Raw genomic sequence first — 5,184 nt, forward strand, 5'->3', positions numbered from 1 at the left:
GGGCGGGGATTTGCCAAGGGCATAGCTCGCTTCGCTCGGTTCCTATCCCCGCCGCTTTCACACCCCTGGCCTCGACCCTCACCCCGACCCGTAGGCGAGCCTCTCCCTAGAAGGGAGAGGGGATGTGCGGTAGCCCTCACCCCCATCCCCGTTGGCGCGCCGCTCCCACCGGGAGAGGGGGGCGGCGGTTTTATTTACGCATCAATCCCGCCCCGCATCAACCGCAAGAGGTCGGGGTAACACCGCGGGTTGAACAGGATGCTCGTCGTCCAGGCGCATTCGTAGGTGCACCAGCAGTGCCCCTGGGCGACGTGCCGACGGACCTCTTCCGCCCGCTTCGTCCACCAGAGCACCCGTAAATTCCAGTCAGCCTCGGCTAGGTTGCCGATGGCAGCCGCCGACCACCGGCAGAAGTGCTCCCGCTGCAGCGGGTCGTCCTCCGGCGAACCCATCAGCGTCTCGCAGGGGTAGAGATACCCCGTCTCGGAAATCACCGCGGAGAGCATCCCGCCGAGGCAGGGGATGACCTGCCGCCGTTCCTCCAGGATGTCCATGATCAGCCGCCACTGGTAGTGCTCCTTGGCCGCCAGGAGCCGAGAGCCTTTCAGCGTGAAGTGGGGCAGCCTCCCCTCGACGAGCGCCCGATCCTTCTTCTCCTGGAAGGCGACGTAGTCCTCCAGGTTGAAAAATTCCTCCCATCGGTCGGGAGTGGTCCCCCGGAGCATGTTCAAGACCACGTCGTCCGGTTCCAGCTCGGCCAGGAGCCAGTCGAAAAAATCCCCCAGGAGCGCCGAGTTCGAGCCGCAGATGGTGGTGACGGGCGCCAGGTTCAGCCGCCGGTGGCGCTTTTTCAGCTCCTTCAGCCCCCGCCACGTCTCCATCGCCTTATCGAAGCAGCCCTCCACGCCGCGCAGGGTGTCGTGGACCTCCCGCGGGCCGTCCAGGGAGAGGTACACCACGACCTGGAGCCGGGGGTGCAGTTTAAGAATCCGCTCGGTGGATTCGAGGATGCGGTCGGTGGCCAGGCCGTTGGTGGGTAGGGTGAGGTTCCTGAGGCCGGCGTGGGCGATGAAGAGGCGGGCGATTTCGGGCAAATCCTCGCGCAGGAACGGCTCGCCGCCGGTGAGCGAAAGCCAGAGGAGGGGGCCGGAGCTCCGCGCGATTTTCTCGAACTCCTCCAGGGTCGGCCCCGGAGCGGCCCGCTCCACTTCCCGGCCGTAGAAGCAATGCCCGCAGCGGCAGTTGCACCGGCCCGTCACGAAAATAATGAGCTGCAGCGGCAGCCCCGCGGGCTCTACGAACCGGCCCAGGAATCTCGCCGGACCGCTCATTGGCTGGCCCCGAGGAAGTCCGAGGAGGTTTTTCCGAAGACGGCCCGCGCGAGGGAGACCAGCACCGCGGCCTCGGCCACCAACGCCAGGACCGGCTGGGTGAGCATCCCCCGGACGGTGAACCAGAACCCCTGCGTTTTTAAAAGATAGAGCCAGAAGGCGGTCATCGAGAGGGGGCCGATGCACAGAAGCCCGAGGCTGATCCAAAAGTAGAGCCCGAATCCGCCCAGGGCGAGGGCGACGGCGAGGTTGACGAGGGTCGGGCCGGCGATGAGGTAGTTGAAAACCGCGCTGACGGGCATGCCCACCGAGAGCGGCGGGAAGTGCGGTGCGTGGCCGTGCCAGGTGTGGGGCTTCCTCGCCTCCCACGCCTTCCGGCCGCCCAACCGCATCCGCAGGTGGTAGCTGAACATGTTCGCCACCTTGCGCAGGTAATCGGTGAACAGGCGCCGGAAGCGGAACTCCTTGTGGTGGACGAAATCCAGCCCCTTGTCCAAATGAAAGAGGGCGTCCACGGATCCGAGCCGGTAGCCGATGTCGTAGTCCTCGTAGGTCTTCATCGAGACGTCGAAGCCGTCCACGGCGGCGAAGGCGTCACGGCGCACCGCCATGAGCGAGGCCCACGGCGTGGCGATGATTTCCGACATCGAGAGGTAGCGGTAGCGCAGGAAGGCGTTCTGATAGCGGGTGAGGAAGTTGGGGTAGGGGCACTCCAGGGAGGTGATTCCGGCGACGCCGCCAAGCTCCGGCCGGTCCTCCATCCTCGTCAGGATGCGCCCGAGGGTATCGGGGCGGATGACCACGTCCGAGTCCACGAAGACCAGAATCTCGCCCCGGGCGCACCGGGCCCCCTCGTTCCTCGCCAGGGAGGGCCCCTGGGTCGCCGCGGAGCAGAGGAGCTTCACCGGGTACCGCCGGACCTCGTTGACGGTGCCGTCCCGGGAGCAGTCGTCCACCACGATGACCTCGAAACCCGCCTCCGGGTGGCCCGCGATGGGAAAAAGCGGCGGGTCGCCCTCATCGCCCGAGGCGGAGACGGCCCGCGCCCCGGGGGAGTTGGAAAAAATCGCCTCCAGGACCTCGCCGATGAGGCCTTCCCGGTTGAACGCGCAGACGATGACGGAAATTACGCGCATGGCCTACCCTGGAACGAGGGTCACGCGGCGCCGTTCGAGCACGTCCACCCGGCGGCAGAACTCACGGAAACCGTCGTAGTCCGACGGCTCCACCCGCCCGGGCGACCTCCAGGAGATAGCTGTTCACGCCGGACTCCAACCTCTCGGTGAACAGGGAGTCGGCCGTGGGCGACCAGCCCTCCGGGAGCGTGAAGCGCAGCTCCTCCACGACGGCGACCAGATTCGATACGTCCATGGGATAGGAGCGTTCGGAGCGGCTGATGAAGCGGTTGGACAGGTCCAGGGAGTAGAGGACGGGGTCCAGAACGTACCCGGAACCGCGGGGAACGGCGAGGTTGGGGGCTATAAACTCCACCGTGTAGCCGAAGGGCTTTGCGAGGTCCTCGAGGGCGGCCAACGCGTAATTCTCCAGGGAGGCGCCGGGGAAGAAGGAGTTGAGCTCCGCGTCAAGGTTACGGCTGGCGGTCTCCGGGTCCAGGTAATTGACGCGATTGCCGGCGGAGAGCCCGTGGTAGGTCTCATCGAGGGTGCCGCTGCCGCGCCCCGTTTCGTCCAGGTCCACCTGAACGGCGATTTCGACGCGCTGATCCAGCGGGTCCCGCTCGTCGAAGCGCTCCATCTTCCGCGAGGCGCAGCGCCAGTACGGCTGGTCCTCGTACACCGGGGAAAGTGCGCCCAGGGCAACCCGCCCCAGGGAAAAATCAACCCACAGGACTTCCCCGCCGAGGGGCAGCCGACCGACGGCGTCGGTGAAATCTATCGGCGAGAAGGCCCCGGTGAGCATCGGGGTGTCCCAGCGGGAGCGGGTGAGGCAGATTTCCGGTTCCAGGCCGACCTCCCGAGCCAGGGCCGTCCACAATAGCAGCTTGTCAATGGGGCGCCCCGAGCGCTGGTAGTACGTCTCCCGTACCGTCTTGGGGAAGAAGATGCTCCCCGACCGGTCATTGATACGGGTCACCACGTAGCCGTAAAGCGCCTCGGCCTTCGAACGGGGATCGTCCAGCCCATCGGTCAGACTGTGCGCCAACTCCCTCACCTGCCCGTCCGGAACGAGGGTCTTCACCGCCTTCCCCCAGTACCAGTCGAAGAAGTCCTCCGGGTTCTCGATGGTCGAGAGCCCAACGACGGGGGAGAAGACCGCCAGGTCGGGCATCAGCCCCTCGCTGATGACGGCCTTCGAATTCTTTACCTCGTAAATGTAGGCCACGCGCGGCTCGACCGGTAAGTCGGCGGAGCCGTCCGTGGTGAACCCGTCGGGCAGACGATGCTTCTCCACGCGGTCCGGGAAGTTCAAGCTGTCGAAAGCCGGTGTGGGATCGGGGATTATCATCTCCGCCCAGCGGTCCACCCCGGACTGGGAGAAGAACTTGTACACCCGCCTTTCGGCGAAGGAGTACGCGAAGTCGGCGTGGATGTCCACCCGCAGGTAGTCCAGCAGGCAGACCGCGTCCGACTCGGGGAAGTCCGCGGCCTCGGGGGCGTCCGCGATGAGCTTCTCCACGTCGGGCATGAATTCGTCCCGGTCGGCTCCCGAGCGCCAGGCGAGGTAACCGCGCAGCCAGTCCTTGGCGGGGTACAGTTCCAGGGCTTGGCGGTAAAGCTCCCGGTCCAGGCGGCCCTCGTCCTCCTCCAGGGCCAGGGCGAGCTGGACGTAGCCGCGGTAATCGAACGGCGCGCGCTCGATCATCCGAGAAAAATCGGCCAATCGGTCCCCGAATCCCCCCCTCTGGTGGCAGCGGGCCAGCTCGAGACAGGCGTCCACCTCGGTGGGCTTGAGCTCCATGAGCCGCTCGTAGTCACGGGCGGCCTCATAGTAACCGCCGGTGCTTTGGAGAAGGTCGGCCAGGTCGCGCCAGGCGTTCTGGTGATCCGGGGCGAGCTCCACCAGGCGCCGGAGGATATCGATGGCTTCCGTGGGATGTTGGTGCCGGCGCAGGAAGAGGCCCATCTCGTAGAGGGCGGCCATGTTGTCCGGTTCGGCCGCCAGGGCGCTCTCCAGAGCCTGGCGTTCCTTCGGAGTGATGTTCTTCTGTCGGTACAGGTTCGCCAGGGCGAGCCAGACGCGTGCGCTTTCCGGCGACAGCTCCGTAAGGGAGTTGACCCTCTCCAGGGCGCTCCAGTACTTGCCCTCGGCGGTCTCAATCTCGGCCAGAGCGAGCTGGGCCGGTACCGTTTCCGGCGCCGCCTCCACCACCCGGTTGTACTGAGTGCGGGCGCGGCCTTTGCGCTCCGCGCTCCCGTCGGCGTCCAGGATCCAGCCCAGGACCAGCCGCAGGAGAACGCATTCGGGATGGGCCGGGTGGGCGGACTCTTCCGTCGCGGACTCGACGGGCGGCGGTCCGTTCCTCTCCTCGATGAGCCCCTCCAGCTCGCTGACCGCCAGGTCGTAATCTTCCCGGTGCGCGTCGCAGAGCGCCCGGTGGAAACGACCGTCCAGGGAGTAATCGGAGGCCGTCGTCGGCGGTTCGATGCGGAACCCCTCCACGCCTCCCTCGGAAACTTCTCTCTCCAGGGCGAGGTCGGCCCGGCATTCCAGGCCCTCGACGGGACCGCCCCCGTCCCCTTCTTCGAAGGCGGAGAGGGAGAGCAGGAAGCCCCAACCCACCGGGACGTGGGCCGAGCTCGTGGCCGTGTCCCGGAGACATTTGACTAAAATCCGGTGCCAGCCCGCGTCGGCGTAGAACCCGGCGTCGTTCGACTCCACCGCCGGGTAACCC

General features: G+C 66.6%; 3 protein-coding genes. All 3 read right to left on the reverse strand.

The features are described 5' to 3' along the window. Positions 1-194 precede the first annotated feature (194 nt). Positions 195-1,331, reverse strand: coding sequence for a radical SAM protein (locus NTW26_09945; GenBank protein MCX7022572.1), 1,137 nt, complete (start codon positions 1,329-1,331; stop codon positions 195-197). Beyond that, the gene (locus NTW26_09950) at positions 1,328-2,467 is read right to left on the reverse strand and encodes a glycosyltransferase family 2 protein (GenBank protein MCX7022573.1); all 1,140 of its coding nucleotides are present in this window, start codon (positions 2,465-2,467) and stop codon (positions 1,328-1,330) included. Before NTW26_09950 ends, NTW26_09945 begins: the two co-directional genes overlap by 4 nt. Before the next feature lie 61 nt (positions 2,468-2,528). Then, positions 2,529-5,184, reverse strand: a 2,656-nt coding sequence (locus tag NTW26_09955) for a tetratricopeptide repeat protein (GenBank protein ID MCX7022574.1), incomplete at its 5' end; no start/stop codon positions are given.

This window comes from bacterium (assembly GCA_026398675.1).
GTDB lineage: Bacteria > RBG-13-66-14 > RBG-13-66-14 > RBG-13-66-14 > RBG-13-66-14 > RBG-13-66-14.